14 protein-coding genes and 1 tRNA gene are annotated in these 17,860 nt (G+C 37.7%); 7 read left to right on the top strand and 8 right to left on the bottom strand.

What is annotated here, in order from left to right; all coding sequences use genetic code 11:
• The first annotated feature begins 1,045 nt into the window (after positions 1–1,045).
• Positions 1,046–5,095 carry a hypothetical protein gene (locus tag FTU83_RS08230; RefSeq protein WP_180106070.1) on the top strand — a complete coding sequence of 1,350 codons (4,050 nt, stop codon included), beginning with the start codon at positions 1,046–1,048 and terminating at the stop codon, positions 5,093–5,095.
• Positions 5,096–5,194: 99 nt separating this feature from the next.
• Here the strand turns inward: FTU83_RS08230 and FTU83_RS08225 are convergent, their stop codons facing one another.
• Positions 5,195–6,412, bottom strand: a complete 1,218-nt coding sequence (locus FTU83_RS08225; protein WP_180106071.1) for a tyrosine-type recombinase/integrase — start codon at positions 6,410–6,412, stop codon at positions 5,195–5,197.
• 194 nt (positions 6,413–6,606) lie between these two features.
• Positions 6,607–6,683 (bottom strand) — tRNA-Ile (locus tag FTU83_RS08220).
• Between the two features lie 368 nt (positions 6,684–7,051).
• On the opposite strand from FTU83_RS08220, the gene FTU83_RS08215 reads away from it, so the two are divergent.
• Both FTU83_RS08215 and FTU83_RS08210 read left to right on the top strand, forming a co-directional pair.
• Positions 7,052–9,256 (top strand): OsmC domain/YcaO domain-containing protein, encoded by a 2,205-nt coding sequence (locus tag FTU83_RS08215; RefSeq protein ID WP_180106072.1) that lies wholly within the window; start codon positions 7,052–7,054, stop codon positions 9,254–9,256.
• Between the two features lie 532 nt (positions 9,257–9,788).
• The gene (locus FTU83_RS08210; protein WP_180106073.1) at positions 9,789–10,013 is read left to right on the top strand and encodes a hypothetical protein; all 225 of its coding nucleotides are present in this window, start codon (positions 9,789–9,791) and stop codon (positions 10,011–10,013) included.
• 130 nt (positions 10,014–10,143) lie between these two features.
• Here the strand turns inward: FTU83_RS08210 and bioB are convergent, their stop codons facing one another.
• Together bioB and queG are read right to left on the bottom strand one after the other, a co-directional pair.
• Positions 10,144–11,136, bottom strand: coding sequence for a biotin synthase BioB (gene bioB / locus FTU83_RS08205; protein ID WP_180106074.1), 993 nt, complete (start codon positions 11,134–11,136; stop codon positions 10,144–10,146).
• A 277-nt stretch (positions 11,137–11,413) separates the two neighbouring features.
• Positions 11,414–12,508, bottom strand: a complete 1,095-nt coding sequence (gene queG / locus FTU83_RS08200) for a tRNA epoxyqueuosine(34) reductase QueG (RefSeq protein WP_180106075.1) — start codon at positions 12,506–12,508, stop codon at positions 11,414–11,416.
• A gap of 20 nt (positions 12,509–12,528) precedes the next feature.
• On the opposite strand from queG, the gene FTU83_RS08195 reads away from it, so the two are divergent.
• Positions 12,529–14,016, top strand: coding sequence for an NAD(P)H-hydrate dehydratase (locus FTU83_RS08195; RefSeq protein WP_180106076.1), 1,488 nt, complete (start codon positions 12,529–12,531; stop codon positions 14,014–14,016).
• Between the two features lies 1 nt (position 14,017).
• Entirely contained in the window at positions 14,018–14,293 is a 276-nt protein-coding gene (locus tag FTU83_RS08190; protein WP_078192889.1) for an acylphosphatase, read from the top strand.
• Positions 14,294–14,363: 70 nt separating this feature from the next.
• On the opposite strand, the gene ruvC is transcribed toward FTU83_RS08190, so the two are convergent.
• The gene (gene ruvC / locus FTU83_RS08185) at positions 14,364–14,909 is read right to left on the bottom strand and encodes a crossover junction endodeoxyribonuclease RuvC (RefSeq protein WP_078189034.1); all 546 of its coding nucleotides are present in this window, start codon (positions 14,907–14,909) and stop codon (positions 14,364–14,366) included.
• Between the two features lie 132 nt (positions 14,910–15,041).
• Between ruvC and FTU83_RS08180 the strand changes: the two genes are divergently transcribed.
• Both FTU83_RS08180 and FTU83_RS08175 read left to right on the top strand, forming a co-directional pair.
• Positions 15,042–15,614 carry an FxsA family protein gene (locus tag FTU83_RS08180; protein ID WP_180106077.1) on the top strand — a complete coding sequence of 191 codons (573 nt, stop codon included), beginning with the start codon at positions 15,042–15,044 and terminating at the stop codon, positions 15,612–15,614.
• A gap of 146 nt (positions 15,615–15,760) precedes the next feature.
• On the top strand, positions 15,761–16,408 hold the full coding sequence (locus tag FTU83_RS08175) for a LysE family transporter (RefSeq protein WP_180003124.1): 648 nt from the start codon (positions 15,761–15,763) through the stop codon (positions 16,406–16,408).
• A gap of 69 nt (positions 16,409–16,477) precedes the next feature.
• Here the strand turns inward: FTU83_RS08175 and FTU83_RS08170 are convergent, their stop codons facing one another.
• The 3 genes from FTU83_RS08170 to FTU83_RS08160 all read right to left on the bottom strand — a co-directional run.
• Positions 16,478–16,672: a hypothetical protein gene (locus FTU83_RS08170; RefSeq protein WP_180106078.1), complete on the bottom strand. Its 195-nt coding sequence runs from the start codon at positions 16,670–16,672 to the stop codon at positions 16,478–16,480.
• 236 nt (positions 16,673–16,908) lie between these two features.
• On the bottom strand, positions 16,909–17,151 hold the full coding sequence (locus tag FTU83_RS08165) for a hypothetical protein (RefSeq protein ID WP_180106079.1): 243 nt from the start codon (positions 17,149–17,151) through the stop codon (positions 16,909–16,911).
• Between the two features lie 266 nt (positions 17,152–17,417).
• On the bottom strand, positions 17,418–17,860 hold a 443-nt coding region (locus FTU83_RS08160), incomplete at its 5' end, for an FAD-dependent oxidoreductase (protein WP_180106080.1).

Here is a 17,860-nt window from a genome sequence, read left to right as displayed (position 1 = left end):
CAAGCTGAATGGGTCGTTGGATAGCTTAAACGTGTAACGGCATTAATCGATAGATGCTGATTGGAGTGTAAGAGTTTTACCCTTTACAAAGTTATGTATACATCATATCCCGATATTTTTAAGGAACTACGGTCGGGGGAAACAGGAAGCATGTATACAGGCGAGAGGATAAGCGGTCTGCACATTAAGACACTTTGAAATAACTTGGGAAGCACTGAATAAAAAGGCTTAAATTGGTTAAAAGTCTGCTGTATTTTTTTCAGTGTGGGAGCGATGGTGAGTAGCGCATATAAAACAATTAAACTTGAGGTACTTTAGTTCAAGATGAATTGTGGAAATTGTAATTCCCGACCTAAATAATATTTAATTATTAGTGATGTTTTAAACATTAGTAATTTTTAAAAACACTCTGTTTTTTAGGTCGGTTGGATAAAATGAGATAGCTAGCTTAAAGCGAATCCTAAAACATTTCGATTTTTTCAGTCGGGATGCTCATTGCGAAAACTTGAGTCGGCACATGCGTGAGCATGTTGGACAATATGTAGAAAAGAAAGGTTAATGAAACACTGGTCGTGTTTCTCAGTCGGGGATTGGTCTCCTTGACTAGGCCGAGATTGGTACAGTGTAAGTATTCTGAAGTTTGGTCACTGATGAAAATATATTTATACGGGTTTGCCTGAGACCTAAATCGGGATAATGCTACACCAGCATGAAAAAATCGTGGCTTGTCCTTCCAGATTAGACAAGCATAAAACTATTGCCTAGCAGTAGAAATATGAAATGGAATATGGCCTAAGTCGGCATGAAAAAATTGAACCGCCAGTACAGGCGTAATCATCTGCTCAACAAAGAGCGTTAACAAATGCATTAGGCTCGATCCCTTAGGGACGAGCCTTGTCTTTTAAGTCAAACTAAAGCAATTTAGTAAAAATCAATTTATTGTAAAAATCTAAGCTAAAATTATTTTTAAAATGATATATCACGATGGACACAAAAAAAGTTTCAATGTAAAAAGGATCTTATTGATATTTTTTAACTATTTGATATGACCCCTAACTTCTATCTACCAAGAAAGCTTTATGATCATGAAAAAGAATACACTGAACTAGAGGTTATAGAAGCATTTCAAATAATCATTATTTTAGCTGAGCCTGGTGCAGGTAAGTCATCACTTTTAGAGAATTTTTCGAGTCACTTAAGTATAAAAAAGAAAACAGCTAATATATTTAACAGTAGAAATAATCATGATAAACATTCAATTTTAATTATTGATGCGCTAGATGAGTTAGTAAGAATAGATCAATCAGCTGTCAATAATTTACTTGGAAAGGCTGCTGACTTAGAGCCAACAAAATTAATTATTTCCAGTAGGTCAAGTGAATGGGAAGAGTCTTATACTAGTTTAGTTAGAGATATTTTTGAAATCGAACCTAGAGTTTTTCGTTTATTTCCATTTAATGAATCCGAACAACAACTAATTTTTGAAAATTATAAAGCTGAAGAAAACTTCCAAATATTTGTATCTGAAGTAAAGAAATATAATTTAGAACAATTACTTTCAAATCCTCAATTTTTAAAGATTTTTGCAGATGCCTATATTGAAAGCAATAGAGTATTTTCCGATCGAAAATCTATCTTTAATCAAGCAGTTAAGGCTTTGGCAAGAGAGACAAATAGTACTTTCAATGTAAGAAATGAATTACCATTAGTAAAAAAAATAGAAAGTACTGAAGAAATATTTGCCAAATTACTGTTATCTGGCTCAGAGGGTGTAAGTACTAATGTAAATGGTTCAGATACATTGTACCCCCGAATAGACTCATTAATTAGATTAGATAATACAGATCTATATTCATCAGTATTATCTAGCAGGCTTTTTCAGTTAGCAGAAAATGAGAGTATACATCAGCCAAGTCATAAAATTATTGCTGAATTTACAGCTGCTAATTATTTAGTTAAAAAAATTAATGCCGATCGTAACAATATTTCACTGCATCAATGTCTTTCAATAATTGCACCTAATGGAATTGTACGGGATGAGTTAAGAGGTCTTGTGGCTTGGATGGCAGCTTTAGGTGATAAATCTATACAAGAGACATTAATTAATATTGATCCTTATGCAGTATTAGCCAACGGAGATCCTTCTCAGCTCCTACCATCATCAAAAAAATATTTATTAGAAAAATTAATATGTCTTGTTGAAGAGGATCCATATTTCCGTAGAAGTGATATGTGGAGAACTTTTTCTATTTCAGGATTTTTTGACAATGATTCCGTAACCACTGTTAAGTACATATTAGCAGAATCAGATAAAGGCTTGTTGCGTGGGTTAGTTTTAGAATTAATAGAAAAATCTATAATTCTTGAATCTTTGTTACCTGAATTGGAAGAAATTCTAATGAACGAGGCCATTGATAATTATATAAGAGAATTAGCAGGAATAAGATTAACAGAAATAGTAAATTATGAAGCAACACAGACCATTAATCGACTTATAGAACAAGGCACAAAATCATCCTTAAATATTGTTGCGCATTTGATAGAAAGAATTAATATCAAATCCTTTTCTTTTGAAGTAATTTTAAAATTTTTAGAAAAATGTACTTTCTTATATCCAAATGAAAATGTTGGAAGAGAGATAACTATAGGTCAACGTTATTTTATTAAAAATTTCATTACCAATCTTAATTACGAACTAGTTGTAAATCTTCTAGATAAATTATCTCATGATCTTAATTGTACGTGTAAGAAAGAACAATATGATTGTTATTGTCGAAATGGAATAAGTAAAATTATCGGAGTGCTTCTTGATCGTTATTTTGAACTAGAAAAAAATTCTTATGATCCACAAAAAATATGGTTTTGGTTAAAAAATCTAAATTTCCATGGTGGAAAGCGTGAAGAAGATAGCGTTGCTGTAAAAGTATTACAAAACGATGATAACCTACGCCAAAACCTTATCAGGTTAGCATTTGATGGTATAACTTCAATTGAAGATATACATCAAGTAAGTTGGAAAACGTTATCATCTTATACCCATTCTGGTTTGAACTTGAGGTTACAAGACTATTACTTCATTTTAGATTGGGCTTTTAAAAATAATAATACAAATTTATGGTCTTATTTTGTTCAGACTCATCATTTTCATGCAACAAATAGAAATGAACCTATATATGAATTACGCAGATATGCAAAGATTCAGGCGAGAGAAAAGAATGAATTTTTAAAGGCATGGACTAAAAAAAATTTAGCTGCTAAAAAAAGCTATTTGGAAACACAAAGAATAGTGAATAGACGTCGTATAAAAAATGGAAAGTTCAAAAGACAACAGATTAGAAATGAAAATATTCTTTATATAAAACAAAATCGTGAATTTGTAGAAAGTGGAAAGCATTGGAATTGCTTGATTGGATTTGCAACACATATTTTAAATAAGCCTGAAAGAATAGAAATAGAGTTTGGTGATGAAAACTTAGTAAGGAATGCTCTAAAAAACTGTTTACCATTTATACAGTCTCACGTTCCTAGTTTAAGTGAGCTTGCGAAAGCTCAATGTTCTTCTATTAGTTATCACTCAGAGGTTATATTATACGCTGCATGTATTCAAATCTTCAGAGAGCATGGAAGTATTGAAGGTGTTCAGTTAGAGCTGCTCAAGGCATTACGCACTGGTATTGATATGCATTATAGTGCTGTTTCTAATGAAGAACGAGACGCACTAAAGAATGAAGTTGACCGAATCCTTTTTCCAGATTCTAAGAGTCGACTACAATTTATAAAAGATTATATTGAACCTCAGCTTACATATAGCGGCTGTCAACATACACAAGTCAGTTGGTTACGTTACAGTGATACATTTAAAGAGTTTCAAGCAACTTTACCTCTTGAATGGCTGCATCAATACCAAGATATCAGTATAGAAACTACAAAAACACTATTCGATTTAAGTGCACAATTTTGCGATCGAAATGAATTAAATAAATTAATTGTATTACGTTGTGAACAATTAAATGAACAACTAACAACTCATACTGCTGATTCAGAAAGTATAAATTCGAAAGTAATATTCTGGTTTGTTAGGGCATTTTTCTTTCTTGATGAAATGGAAATAGAGCCTTATTGGAATTATTTAAAGTTACAAGAAAAAATCATATTTATTTTAAATGATAGAAGTGAAGGTCTTCGTCATGGTGATCATCCATTTTGGCCAGCATTAACACCGACTAAAATATGGTGGATTTTAGATGAGTTTGTAGAACAGTGGCCAAAGGTTGATTTACCCGATTCTTGGGGTATGGGAGATCCACCAAATGAAACAGCTTACAGATTTTTAAGTAACTTAATTTGGAACTTTACCAAGCATATTTCTGAAACTACTTTATCAATTGTGAATAACTTAATTGCAGATTCAAGGTTTGAAGGCATGCTATTAGATTTAAAGAGTATACGTTCAACCCTTATTCGAAACCTTGCTTTAGTTAATTTTAAGGCTCCATCCTCAGAAGAAATCGTTAATTTTTTAGATAATGATAGTGTGATTACAGTGGAGGGTTTAAGAGCATTAATTTTAGAAGAGTTAGAGTTTTATCAAAATGATCTCCGTGGAGGAGATACAACATCACCTTCACTTTTTTATCATAAGCAATATGATGAATCGACTATTTCAGAATATATTCATTTAAATGAGGTTGATGCTACCAAAATTGTTGCAGATAGATTGAAATTAAGACTTTCAAGAAAGGGGATTGTTGTAACTTTAGAACATCAGATGCAACATGCTAATCGATGTGACATAACTTTTGCTAAAGTAATTGATAACCATAGAAAACTTCTAGTACTAGAATCCAAAGGCCAATGGCACAAAGAATTATATAATGCCGCATCAACGCAACTAGCTGAGAGATATTCGATCCATCCAGATGCTGAACAGCAAGGAATTTATTTTGTATTATGGTTTGGCAAGAATGAAAAAGTAGCTAATCGTACTAAGCACGGGATTAGCTCAGCTCAAGAGCTTAAATTACACTTAGAAAATCAACTGCCAATCGAATTAAATGGTCTTATTGATATTTTTGTTTTGGATATATCAATCTAGTTTACAGTTATTCAAACTAAATTTGACAAGATATCGTAGTTTAGTAACGTATCTGTCAGATTTAGTTTGAGCTAGTATGAATACCTCCCCTAAACCAAACTATATAATTCTTTTAGTCGAACATATTTCTTCTAAATGATTAGCCCACCATTGCATAATTTCAATTCGTTCATCTAAATGGGTGGATTTATCATAAACAGCTTTTACACCATGTTTTTTATGCGCCAAACAAGCTTCTATTACCTGTTCTTTATCACTAAATTGGTTATTTAAAGCAGTGCTAGCAATATGTCGAAATCCATGTGGACTTTGACGGCCTCGATAACCAAGATTTTTCAAAGCATTATTTAAAGTTGCTTCACTCATTGGCTGTATAAGGCTATCTCTACTAGGAAATAAAAAATCCGATACTGTCCTAATTTCTTTTAATTTAAATAACAGTTCTATTGCCTGTTTAGGTAAAGGTACAACATGGCTAATACCACATTTCATGGTTTCGGCAGGCTTTATCCAGATCTTTTTCTCAAAGTCAAAATCTTGCCATTTTGCATAGCGCAACTCTTGTGGTCGTGGGAAAAGAATAACGAGTAATTCCAAAGCAATTGCTGTATGCGAATTTCTATAGCCTCGAATAGACTGCACCAACTCGGGCAATTCCTGAAGACTGACATGCTTCATATTCCCTTTACTGCCTTTATCAAGATACTTCAAAATTCCATCCAAAGGGTTCGACTCTATTTGTCCATGAAACTTTGCAAGATCATAGGCATTGCGACAATGTGAAACTAGTTTCTTTACACGATTGTAAATACTTTCACTTCTAAGCATATCCTGAAAAAATGTCAGCCATTGTTGAGGTGAAATTTTGGTGAAATCCAATTCACCAAAAACAGATAAGATACGTTTTTCAATCGATTGAGTTTCTTTCTTTATTGTTATTACAGCCCAAGTTGTTTTCTTAGTATCAAGCCAGTCATACATCAAGCTTTTTAAATTAAGTTGTTGCTCCTCAATCCTTTGCAATTCAATTTCTTTTTTTGTTAATACTTTTTCATTTTGCTGTAACTTGAGAAAAATAGTTGAAGCTTCAAGTTTAGCTGCTACAAGCGATAACTGCGGATAACTTCCAATACTATGCCATTTCCACTTCCCAACTTCATCCTTAAAGCGGACTTGCCAAGACTTTTTTCCTTTTGGTGATACACGAAAATAAAGTCCAGCATCACATGAAATGCGATACTCCTTATCCTCAGATTCAAGATTATATAAATGCGAGTCTTTTATCTGTTTGATGCCATTTAGGGCAGTTCTTTTCATAGCTAAATACCTTGTATCCGAGTAATGCAGAAAGAGTATCGGATACAAGATTGGATACACAAGAGGGCCAAATAAAGCTGTGCATAGCCAAACATAGTTGTGCAAAAAGTATAAATAAAAAACCCATGAATCATTATAATTCATGGGTTTATATGTGAAATCATTGCAAAGCTGTGCATATGATTACAAAAAATTGGTGGGCCCACACAGACTTGAACTGTGGACCAACGGATTATGAGTCCGCTGCTCTAACCAACTGAGCTATAGGCCCTATATTCTGAATGTGTTATTTATCAACAAGTTCAGACGCAAAGCATACTAGCGAAGATTTTTTTAAAAGACAAGCCTTTTTCTTCACGGCTGCACACTAACACAACAAATTGGCTGTAGTTGCAGCAGTTGAGCTTGGATTCGACCAAAATGCACAAAGTGTCGAATCCTATCGTGATGTAAATCACGACAAAAGTTATCAAACAGTCAAAATAACCTTATAATAATGCCCATTCTTGTCAGTACCGTGCCCAAAAGCGCTTAGATTGGTACTGGCCTCACATTTTTAAGTCAATGTCCTACAGTTATTCGGCTTATGTTTTCATTTTTATGTGTTGCACTGACACATAAGAATATTTAGGTGCCCACATGGAAATTAAGGTTAATTATCTCGATAACCTTCGACAAGAAGCCAAATTTGATGACTTCACGGTAATTGCCGACCAACCTATTCGCTATAAAGGTGATGGTTCTGCTCCCGGACCATTCGACTACTTTTTAGCGTCATCAGCATTATGTGCAGCTTATTTTGTAAAAGTGTATTGTGCAGCACGAGACATTCCGACAGAGAATATTCGCCTATCTCAAAACAATATTGTTGATCCTGAAAACCGCTATAAGCAAATTTTCAAAATCCAAGTCGAACTACCTGCGGATATTTCAGAAAAAGACCGTCAAGGCATTTTGCGTTCAATTGACCGCTGTACGGTTAAAAAAGTGATTCAGACTGGTCCTGAGTTTGTCATTGAAGAAGTAGAAAGCATTGATGCAGATGCACAAGCTTTACTTATGCCAAATTTAGCGTCAGAAAGTACCACATTTATTCCGGGTAAAGATCTGCCTTTAGAAGAAACTATTGCCAATATGTCAGGTATTTTGGCTGGTTTAGGCATGAAGATTGAAATCGCGTCTTGGCGTAACATCGTGCCGAATGTTTGGTCACTACATATTCGTGATGCACAATCACCAATGTGTTTTACCAATGGTAAGGGTTCAACCAAAGAAAGTGCCTTAGCCTCGGCTTTGGGTGAATTTATTGAACGTCTCAATTGCAACTTCTTCTATAACGACCAGTTCTGGGGTGAAGAGATTGCCAATGCTGACTTTGTGCATTACCCAGATGAAAAATGGTTCCAACCCGGCCCAGAAGGCGAGTTACCTACTGAAATCTTAGATGACTATACGCGTGAAATTTATAACCCAGAAAATGAGTTATTAGGCACACATCTATATGACACCAATTCAGGAAATACAGCACGCGGTATTTGCTCTCTTCCTTTTGTCCGTCAGTCAGATGGTGAAACAGTGTATTTCCCATCAAACTTGATTGAAAATTTATACTTGTCAAACGGGATGAGTGCAGGGAATACCTTGGCAGAAGCGCAGGTTCAATGCTTATCTGAAATCTTTGAACGTGCAGTAAAACGTGAGATTTTGGAAGGTGAATTGGCATTACCAGATGTTCCTGAAGAGGTTTTAGCCAAATATCCAAGTATTGTTGCAGGTATTAAAGGGCTTGAAGAACAAGGTTTTCCTGTATTGGTAAAAGATGCTTCACTTGGTGGTCGGTACCCTGTGATGTGTGTAACCTTAATGAACCCACGTACTGGTGGGGTTTTTGCATCTTTTGGTGCGCACCCTAAACTCGAAGTGGCTTTAGAGCGTAGCTTAACCGAGCTTCTACAAGGCCGAAGCTTTGAAGGTCTAAACGATCTACCAAAACCAACGTTTAGCTCGAATGCAGTCACTGAGCCAAATAACTTTGTAGAACACTTTATTGACTCAAGTGGTTTGGTATCTTGGAAATTCTTTAGCGCACAATCAGACTATGATTTTGTAGAGTGGGATTTCACATCTGAAGGTGAAAATGCCAATGCGGAAGAAGCTGCAGCGATGTTTGCGATTCTAGAAGACATGGGCAAAGAAGTGTATATGGTGGTCTACCAGCATCTTGGTGCTACGGCATGTCGTATTTTAGTTCCGGGTTATTCTGAAGTGTATTTGGTTGAAGACTTGGTTTGGGATAACACCAACAAAGCTTTGGACTTCCGTGAAGATATTTTAAACATTCATCGTCTAGATGAAGACGAGTTAGTGTCACTGGTTGAGCGCTTAGAAGAGCTTGAAGTGGATGACTACACGGATATTGTGACGCTCATCGGGATTGAGTTTGATGACAATACCGTATGGGGTCAATTAACGGTTCTTGAGCTCAAACTACTGATCTATATTGCCTTACAAGAATTTGAAGAAGCAAAAGAGTTGGTCGAAACCTTCCTTCAGTACAACACTAATACAGTTGAACGTGGTTTGTTCTATCAATGCATGAATGTGGTTTTAGAAGTTGAATTGGACGATGACTTAGATCTCAATGACTATGAACATAATTTCCGTCGTATGTTTGGTGACGAACGTATGGATGCAGTGATTGGTTCAATGGATGGCAGTCTTCGCTTCTACGGTTTAACTGAAACCAATATGCAACTTGAAGGTTTAGATCGTCATTTACGTCTGATTGATAGCTATAAAAAATTGCATGCTGCACGTGCGAAGTTTGCCAGTCAGAACGTTTAAATCTGGGCTTGTGAATAACGTTACTCATGTGATCATCTATTTGAAAAAACTCTCCTAAGGGGGAGTTTTTTTGTGCGAAATTTGCTGAAAATTAATCTATATCTGTGATGCTGATATTAATAAAAACCCTTAGAACTCAGATGAATATAAGGTAGGCTTAAAAATAACCGATTATCCGAAATTGTGTCATTTTAAAGTAAAGATATTTGACTCATTGGAAAAATATGATAATAAATTAGCTATGGCGTGTTTAGGCATGTTCATAATATTTCAGGACGAAATATTCAGAAGCACATTAATAAATAAACGGGAGTTTTAACAACATGCTTCAATTATTCAGAAAACTATTTTGCATGCATATTTACGAATACGAGCAAATGGAAGAAATCGGTTCGCACAAGGAATGTCGTAAGTGCGGTGTGACAAAGTAATGCAGTCTCAGCCAAAAAAAGTGAGCGAAAGCTCACTTTTTTAATGCCGGTCAATATTGAAATCATTAAAATAGAAATACATTCACAGTTTTTATGCAGATATGAATAAAGATTTTCAAGCCGAGCGTTATACCGTCGATGCCAATATGGCAGATACCATTGCATGGTTATTACAACATCAAGATTGCTTTGAATCTTTTCATTATGATGCGATTCAGCAGCAATTGGTGGTTCAACATGCCAATGGTCAAGATATTATTCGTGAAGGGGATTATTTAAATGCAGGCTATGGAATTTTAATAACAGCACATAACTTCGCTAAGTAATCGATATATTTTCCATACTCATCGTGATTCAACCATTCATTTATTTATTCGCACCATCTCTTGTATTGCACATTTAAACCTATCACTGATCATTCAATTGAACTAAGCCCCGAACTTCGGGGCTTAGTTTTTAAGCCATTTGCATGGCATCAATTGAAAGCTGTGCAGCACTTGGTTTGGGTTGTTCAGCCACTAAACCGAGTTTGCTAAATAAAAGCTGATCTTTGCCTTCGCCTGCGTTTGGTGTGGTCAGCAGTTTTTCACCGGAGAATAGTGAATTTGCACCAGCCATAAATGCCAAAGCTTGTTCTGAATCACTCAGGGATTCACGACCTGCAGAGAGTCGAATATAGCTTTTTGGCATAATGATCCGTGCGACTGCAATGGTGCGAATCCATTCGATCACATCAAGTTTCTCAACCTCTGCAAGTGGGGTACCTTGAATAGGGACAAGGAGATTAATCGGCACGGATTCAGGATGAATCGGCAGCGTTGCCAACTCCATCAAAAAGGCGATACGGTCATCACGGCTTTCACCTAAGCCCACAATTCCGCCGCTACAGATTTTCATTCCAGATTGGCGAACATAGTCTAGCGTCGTTAAACGGTCATCATAGCTACGCGTGCTAATGACATTGGGATAATACTCACGAGAAGTATCGAGGTTATGGTTGTAATAATCTAAGCCCGCCTCATGTAAGCGCTCTGCTTGAGACTGATTCAGCATGCCAAGGGTCATACAGGTTTCAAGTCCAAGCGCTTTGACTTCACGCACCATTTCTAACACATAGGGCATGTCCCGTTCATGTGGATTGCGCCATGCAGCGCCCATACAAAAACGCGAAGAACCTGAGGCAAGCGCAGCTTTCGCTTCATTAATGACTTTTTCCACAGCCAGACGTTTTTCAGCCTCTAATCCAGAGTCATAATGTGCGGACTGTGAGCAATATTTACAGTCTTCAGGGCACTTACCAGTTTTAATCGAAAGTAAGGTGCTGACTTGAATATGATTGGCTTGGAAATATTCACGGTGAATGGTCTGTGCTTGGAATAATAAATCCATCAATGGTTGTTGATACAACTCTTGTATTTCTGGATGTGTCCAGTCATTTCGGTAGCTCATAAATGATCCATATTTTCTGCCTAATGCAGATCATCATACGTAAAATTTGCAGACTTCCAAGACTATTTTGTAACATTGCAATTTAGCTAAAATGCATTGAAATGACTTTTTCAAAGAACTTTTGATATTTAAGATGCTTGCAAAGTTATGCTAAATGACAGCACAATCGCTGCAATGTTTATTTTGAGCTAAAAAATTAATTTTCTTGGATTACGTCACTAAGTTTTAGCTTAAATGAAAACTTAGTAAGGATCTGGAAAATAGAGAATAAAAGTCCTTAAAGCATTTTTGAGTTTTGTTCTGCAATTGCCCAATCAATATGAACTTGCACAATCGCGTCATGTTTTTCGCGAGAATTTTTTAATGATTGAACAATATTTGAACTGTATGGTGCATTGCCTAAGCCTATCGCGATATTTCGCATAAAGCTTTGATAGCCTGTTCGTCGGATAGGACTGCCTTCAGTACAGCTTAAAAAAGTGGCTTCATCCCATTGCCAAAGATCTAATAAACTCACTTGGTCGAGGCCATGACGTGGATAAAAGTCCTCAATTTGAGTTTTATGCGCAAAGCTATTCCATGGACAGATGAGCTGACAGTCATCACAACCAAACACACGGTTGCCAATGCCACGGCGTAATTCTTCAGGAATGATGCCTTTGTATTCGATGGTTAAGTAGGCAATGCATTTACGTGCATCTAACATATAGGGTTCAACGATGGCCTGAGTTGGACAGATATCAATACAGGCTGTGCATGAACCACAATGTTTGGTTGTCGGAGAATCAAAAGGCAAATCGAGTGATGTAAACAGCTCACCTAATACAAAAAATGAGCCTGATTTTTTATGGATCAGTAAGGTGTGTTTGCCTGTCCAGCCCATGCCTGCATTTTCAGCTAAGGATTTTTCAAACACTGGGGCAGAGTCGGCAAAGGGTCTAGATTCAAAATCTCCAATTTTTTCACGGATAATATTCGACAAGGTTTTTAGACGACCGCGCATGACTTTGTGGTAGTCACGACCTCGTGCATAGCGTGCAATGATGGCTGCATTTGGCTCATCAGGAACATAACGTGGTTTTGGGGTTTCGACCAAATAATCCATGCGGACACAAATGATACTGCGGGTGCCGGGGACTAAAAGTGCAGGATTGGCACGTTTTTCAAGGTTTTCCTCTAGGAATTTCATATCGCCATGATAACCACGTTCTAAATATTCTTTAAAACGAGGGAGTTCCTCTTGAGCATCTGGCTTTGCGATGACACAATCAGAAAAACCTAAATTTAAGGCTTGTGCTTTAATCCATGCTTTTATGGTTTCTGGATCATATTGATCGACAGGAATTTTTTGTGCAGGAGTTGAAGCGGCCATAATCATAACAAGGAAAAACAATGCGTCTGCAAGTTTACCATAGCCCTGTTTATCTTAGCCAAAGTATTCAAGCTTGGGAGCAGCGTTGGTTTGCTCAGCACAATAGCAGTTATGGTCTGATGCAGCAGGTCGCATGGTCGATTGCTCAGCAACTCATTCCAAGGTTAAAGCAGCAAAATTTAAAAAATATCGCTGTATGTTGTGGACAGGGCAATAACGCAGGAGATGGCTATCTTACAGCGCAATACCTACAGCAAGCAGGCTTTCAAGTCGATATTTACGCCGCTGAAATTGGAGCATCGAAAGATTTACATTCTGCTGTACAAGAAGCGATAGATCACAAGCTCAAGATCTATACACATTTTGATTTTCAGCATGACTATGACGTTTATATCGACGCATTATTTGGTATAGGGCTCAATCGTGAACTTTCTAGCGAATGGCAAGCCATTATTCAACGATTGAATGCATGCACGGGACTCAAAGTTGCGATTGATATTCCAAGCGGTTTACCTGCCAATACAGGGCAGCCTTTACCCATCGCATTTCAAGCCGATTATACCTTTACGGCATTGGGTCTAAAAGCAGGGCTATTTACAGGTCAAGCGAAGGAATATGCAGGTGAAGTTTCGGTGATAGCATGCATACCGACTGATGCTGAGCTTGAACCACTTGCGTATTTGTCGCCACAGAAAATCACTTTACCTGCACGTCAAGCTTTTGGTCATAAAGGCAGTTATGGCCATGTTTTGGTGGTTGGTGGGCATGCTGAAATGGGTGGGGCGGTGATTATGGCTGCTGAGGCAGCATTTCATGCAGGTGCAGGTAAGGTTACGGTTGTTTGTGATGCACGACATCACACCGCTATTTTGGCGCGCGCACCGAATATTATGCTACGCGATATCAATGCATTAACTACAGAAGCGATTCGGCAACTGATCGATCAAGTCGATGCGATTAGCTTTGGCATGGGGCTTGGTCGTGACGATTGGGCACAACAGCAGTTTCAGTCATGGTTTCCATTGATTCAGCAGTCAACCTTGGAAATTGTTTTGGATGCAGATGCCTTATGGTTTCTAGCTGAAGCACCTAAAAATTTGAATGCACGAACCTATGCAACGCCACATCCGGGTGAAGCTGCAAAATTATTGGATATTACTACTGCTGAAGTTGAAGCAGATCGTGTACAAGCAATTCAACAATTAAAAGAAAAATTTGAAGGTCAATGGGTGCTTAAAGGGGCAGGCAGCTTAATACTTGAAGATCAGCTTTGGATTTGCACCGCAGGTAATGCAGGAATGGGTACAGGCGGTATGGGAGATGTGCTTGCAGGGATGATTGCAAGTTTAAAAGCACAATTCCATCAGCAAATACATCTGCATGAAATCGTAAGCCTGCATGCTTTAGCAGGTGATGTATTGGCGAAGTCGGGGATGCGTGGTTTGCAGGCACAGGATATGGCCCAAGCGGTTTATCATGTGGTTAATCATTCAGGAGTTGAAGACTAAAATGCATGCAGTTAAATTGCGAATTCAAGGTAAAGTGCAGGGCGTTGGCTATCGTCGTTGGTTTGAACAGCAAGCGATTGCACTTGGTTTAAATGGCTATGTGAAAAATCTAGCGACGGGCGAAGTTGAAGCACTGATTATAGGAACTGAAGACGCCATTCATAAAATACTGAAACACAGTCTGGTGGGGCCTTTACGAGCAGACGTAACTAAAATCGATCAGCAAGAAATTCCAATGCATGAATTAGACTATAGCGGTTTTAAAATGATTCGCTAAATTTGATCACTAGATTAGGTGGGCTTTTGAAAACAGAATGAATTACTGAACTATATGATTTGACGATTATTTACCGACGTCGAGTGCTTACACGACTTCGGCCGCGAGCCATACCACCTAAGGCATTCAGTACAGCCATTTTACTCATACTACCAGACGCATGCGCATGACAAATTGCGGCAGCCAAAGCATCGGCTGCATCCTGCTGGGGTTTGATGCTTAGGTTCAGAATGCGCATAACCATCATTTGGACTTGCTCTTTATCAGCAGCCCCATAGCCGACCACAGATTGTTTGATTTGACGTGCAGTATATTCAGCGACTTGTAAATCTAAATTGGTTAAAGCGGCAATGGCAGCACCGCGTGCTTGACCTAGTTTTAGGGCTGAGTCAGGGTTTTGAGCCATAAAGACTTGTTCAACAGCAGCTTCAGTAGGCCCGTGAAACTTTACGATGCGATCAATACCAGCAAAGATACGTTTTAAGCGTTCAGGCATTTCTGTTGTTTCGGTACGAATGGTGCCAGCATCGACAAAACGTAGTTTAGAGCCATCCTTCTCGATGATGCCGTAACCAGTTAGGCGAGACCCAGGGTCAATACCGATAATTAATGACATGTTTGCCCTATTTGCCCTTTAAAAATAAAATAATGCCCATATTGTTACATAAGCGTGTCAAAAAAGCTTGATAGTGATTGAGCAGTTGAACGCAACACCTTAAATTAATTTACTGAGATTTGTTTAATTTTCATGAAATTATTTCTTCTGATTTTAGCAGGCTTGATCCTGGAAGTGTTTGTCTGGATCGGTGTGGGCGACCTCGTCGGCAGCATGTGGTATGTCTTTTTCTGGTTCGTGGCGGCCTTCTTTATAGGGATGAATATTATCCGTAAATATTCATCAGGTCTGATGCCTCAAATGCAGCAAATGCAAGCAGGTCAAATAAGTAATGATCCAGCTTTAACTGGAAATTTACCAAAAATTTTGGCTGGTTTCTTATTGCTGTTACCGGGTCTAATCTCAGATATTATGGCATTACTTATTTTGATTCCACCTGTACAAAATGCCATGAAAGCAGTCATGATGAAAACAATGATGAAGCGTCAGCAAGCCATGATGGAAAAAATGATGGGTGGCATGATGGGCGATATGGGAGGCATGGGCGGTGCTCAAGGTCAGAACCCATTTGCAGATATGATGCGTCAAATGCAAGATATGCAAAATCAGCAATCAGGTCGTGATTCATCCGTTATTGATGGTGAAGCTCGTGAAGTGACGCCAGATGCGAAACAAATTGAACTGAAAGATGTCAATAAAAAATAATTAACTCAGTATGAAAGGCCGAATGTGTATTCGGCTTTTTTTTTGCGTAAATTTTGATACGGCCTAAAAATAAACCTTGTGTTGCCAACAAAAAAATTGAACAGGCGATATAATCTTCACGTTTTAATTCAAATGAATCAGCTTGCATGTCACTGTTATTCACCATCTGTGCGCTACATTTTGTTGCGCAGTTGAGTCCAGGTCCAGACGTATTATTAATTGCTAAAAGTGCAGCATCAACAACGCGTGCAAATACCTTAAAAATTATTGCGGGGATCTCTGTCGGGATTGTGGTGTGGGTCGTTTTAACCTTATTGGGCTTTACGGTTCTGGTTGAGCAATTTCCATGGATACAACAAGTTTTAATGGCTGTTGGTGGATTTTTCTTGGCGAAAATGGGTTGGGCGATGTTTAGTGGTGGGCTTAAAAGTTTAAATCAAACAGCCAATTTAGAAGATGGGCAGGCCTTAAGTCAGCAGAATACTGAAAATTATTTCTTATTAGGTTTATTTACGAATTTAGCCAATCCGAAAACACTGATCTATTTTAGTAGTGTGTTCTCACTGGCGTTGAGTTCATCAGCCAGTAGTAACCTAAAAGCACAGCTTGCTGTCATCATTCCGATTCAAACTTTTATTGTGTTTAGTCTGTTTATGATGATTATGTCTTTGCCTAAAATTAAAGCACTCTACCAACGTTCGGGTAGTTATATTGATGTGGTTTCAGGGGCGTTATTTTTAATTTTTGCGATTTGGCTGTGGTTCGACGCAATTAGAATGTTCAATCTTCAATAGCTGCAAACATATTGCTGTCAGCAAAGCGAAAGCCAAGTATTAGAACTTGGCTTTTTTTATGTGCCAATTTTATTGCTCTGGATTGGTTTGATCTTGGTCTTTGGATGGTGTTGTATTTGATGGATCTTGTGCAACGTCGGTAGTTTCAGCATGATCACGATAACGGTTCGGTTTGAGTCTGGTTTCGGTATTTTCAGAGCCTTTGTATGATCTGCTACGATTGGCGCGCTCACGTAAACCACCTTTTTTAATTAACTGCACCATCGTCTAGAACCTCATTGCTATTGCCATAGTTTAAAGAATTTTCCTTGTGAAGATAAGTGAGCAGGGCGATGCAAGCGCATAAAAAAGCCTGAAATCATTCAGGCTTTCATCATTTTAATTTCTCGCTTTGAATGACTTTAAAGTAACTTGATAAAAGCGCTTAGATTCAGCTTGGCTAAAATTTTACACATTGCCAGCTTGTTCATAGGGCTGTATTTGGCTGTTGTCAAAAAAGCTTAATTTTTATCATCCTGCTTGAGTACTTCAAAGATGTTGAGTTGGGTTGTCGCTTCAGTATCGTGCTGTTGCAAATACACTTGGACACTCTTAAATAGAATGGCAACAGCCAAACAACTGAGTATGCAAAATATCCAAAAGCCATATGGGCTACGGATATTATGCGAGCCACATTCGGAACATTCTTTATCGCTTGAAACCAATACTTTATTGCAACAAGCACAGTGATATTGATAGTGCATTGCGTTTCTCCATTTAGTCGAATTTGACCAACATTCTTGTTGTTATTGTCAACCATCAATCCGTGATGATTGTTTTATCTTAATGTGCAAATAAGCTACTGTACAAGTTTTAAACGGTTTGTTTTGCTCATTATTGTGTAAGTGAAAAGCGTCATAGAGTTAAATATTTGTTTTATTGCTAATTTATAAATGAAACAAGACATGAATATTCAGTCATAAAAAAAGCCAGTTCGAAAACTGGCTTTTGCTGTTCTGTCTAAACTGAATTATTGACCAGAACGGATGATGTAATCAAAAGCAGATAATGATGCTTTCGCGCCTTCACCTGTCGCAATAATGATTTGTTTGTACGGTACTGTTGTACAGTCACCGGCAGCAAATACACCTTTTACATTGGTTTCATTGCGCTCGTTAATTACGATCTCACCACGGTTTGAAAGTTCTACAGCTGTTTCTTTTAAGAAATCCGTGTTTGGTAACAAACCAATTTGTACAAAGATACCTGCCAATTCAATCGTTTTGATTTCATCTGTTGCACGGTCTTTATAGTTCAGTGCAGTCACTTGTGAACCATCACCAACTACTTCTGTAGACAATGCATTCATGATCACAGTGGTATTCGGTAAGCTGTTTAACTTGTCTTGAAGCACTTGGTCAGCACGAAGCTTAGTATCAAACTCAACTAGCGTTACATGTTCCACAATACCTG

This window comes from Acinetobacter sp. YH12152, assembly GCF_013418285.1.
Lineage (GTDB): Bacteria > Pseudomonadota > Gammaproteobacteria > Pseudomonadales > Moraxellaceae > Acinetobacter > Acinetobacter amyesii.
The sequence above is the reverse complement of the archived record's forward strand: the minus strand, read 5'-3'. Positions and strand labels throughout refer to the sequence as shown.

What these genes read in the sequence shown, in the direction of transcription:
- queG (WP_180106075.1), bottom strand. Translation starts at nt 12,508, where the DNA reads ATGGCCGCTTCAACTCCTGCACAAAAAATTCCTGTCGATCAATATGAT.
- FTU83_RS08170 (WP_180106078.1), bottom strand. Translation starts at nt 16,672, where the DNA reads ATGGTGCAGTTAATTAAAAAAGGTGGTTTACGTGAGCGCGCCAATCGT.
- FTU83_RS08180 (WP_180106077.1), top strand. Translation starts at nt 15,042, where the DNA reads ATGAAATTATTTCTTCTGATTTTAGCAGGCTTGATCCTGGAAGTGTTT.
- FTU83_RS08195 (WP_180106076.1), top strand. Translation starts at nt 12,529, where the DNA reads ATGCGTCTGCAAGTTTACCATAGCCCTGTTTATCTTAGCCAAAGTATT.
- FTU83_RS08230 (WP_180106070.1), top strand. Translation starts at nt 1,046, where the DNA reads ATGACCCCTAACTTCTATCTACCAAGAAAGCTTTATGATCATGAAAAA.
- FTU83_RS08175 (WP_180003124.1), top strand. Translation starts at nt 15,761, where the DNA reads ATGTCACTGTTATTCACCATCTGTGCGCTACATTTTGTTGCGCAGTTG.
- FTU83_RS08165 (WP_180106079.1), bottom strand. Translation starts at nt 17,151, where the DNA reads ATGCACTATCAATATCACTGTGCTTGTTGCAATAAAGTATTGGTTTCA.
- bioB (WP_180106074.1), bottom strand. Translation starts at nt 11,136, where the DNA reads ATGAGCTACCGAAATGACTGGACACATCCAGAAATACAAGAGTTGTAT.
- FTU83_RS08210 (WP_180106073.1), top strand. Translation starts at nt 9,789, where the DNA reads ATGAATAAAGATTTTCAAGCCGAGCGTTATACCGTCGATGCCAATATG.
- FTU83_RS08190 (WP_078192889.1), top strand. Translation starts at nt 14,018, where the DNA reads ATGCATGCAGTTAAATTGCGAATTCAAGGTAAAGTGCAGGGCGTTGGC.
- ruvC (WP_078189034.1), bottom strand. Translation starts at nt 14,909, where the DNA reads ATGTCATTAATTATCGGTATTGACCCTGGGTCTCGCCTAACTGGTTAC.
- FTU83_RS08225 (WP_180106071.1), bottom strand. Translation starts at nt 6,412, where the DNA reads ATGAAAAGAACTGCCCTAAATGGCATCAAACAGATAAAAGACTCGCAT.
- FTU83_RS08215 (WP_180106072.1), top strand. Translation starts at nt 7,052, where the DNA reads ATGGAAATTAAGGTTAATTATCTCGATAACCTTCGACAAGAAGCCAAA.